Raw genomic sequence first — 523 nt, 5'->3', positions numbered from 1 at the left:
GACTGATGATACGTCCAATCAATCCACGTTGTACACCATCCGGTTTAACCATCAAAAAAGTACGATCCATCGGCTCACTCCCAATCCAATCTAATGTATTTATACAGTACTAAACTGTATTGTAACAGAAAGCTTGGAACCGGTTAAAGCATTTTGTCACAGCAAACCCAAAACACAACTTTAGTAGGAGCGGCGTGTTACAAAATGAGCAATATCGCGTAGCGTCTTTTTTGTTTTGACATCTGGTAGTAAGTCCAGCGCGTTTAGCGCTTTATTAATATATCGGTCGGCGAGAATTTCAGCTTTAGCGATTCCTTCACTTTTTTTGATCATATCCACCGCTTTGCGTGCGTCTCCTTGCCCATCTCCATCCTGAATGCGGCGGATTTCAGCCAGTAGATCGGCACGCAACTCAGGCTGTTCAAGCGCATAAATCACCGGAAGCGTAATATTCCCCTGTCTCATATCGCTGCCCGGCGGCTTGCCAATCTTTTTTTCCGTGCCACACAGATCAAGCAGATCA

At 44.9% G+C, this 523-nt stretch carries 1 protein-coding gene and 1 pseudogene; both read right to left on the bottom strand.

The features are described from left to right. Nucleotides 1-70 (bottom strand): annotated as a pseudogene (locus GRP75_RS29015) (nucleoside-diphosphate kinase); the annotation flags it as partial. Nucleotides 71-180: 110 nt separating this feature from the next. After that, nucleotides 181-523, bottom strand: a 343-nt coding sequence (locus GRP75_RS29010) for a polyprenyl synthetase family protein (RefSeq protein ID WP_202404376.1), incomplete at its 5' end; no start/stop codon positions are given.

Source organism: Paenibacillus sp. OT2-17, from assembly GCF_009827695.1.
GTDB classification, from domain to species: Bacteria; Bacillota; Bacilli; order Paenibacillales; family Paenibacillaceae; genus Paenibacillus; species Paenibacillus polymyxa_B.
The sequence above is the reverse complement of the archived record's forward strand: the minus strand, read 5'-3'. Positions and strand labels throughout refer to the sequence as shown.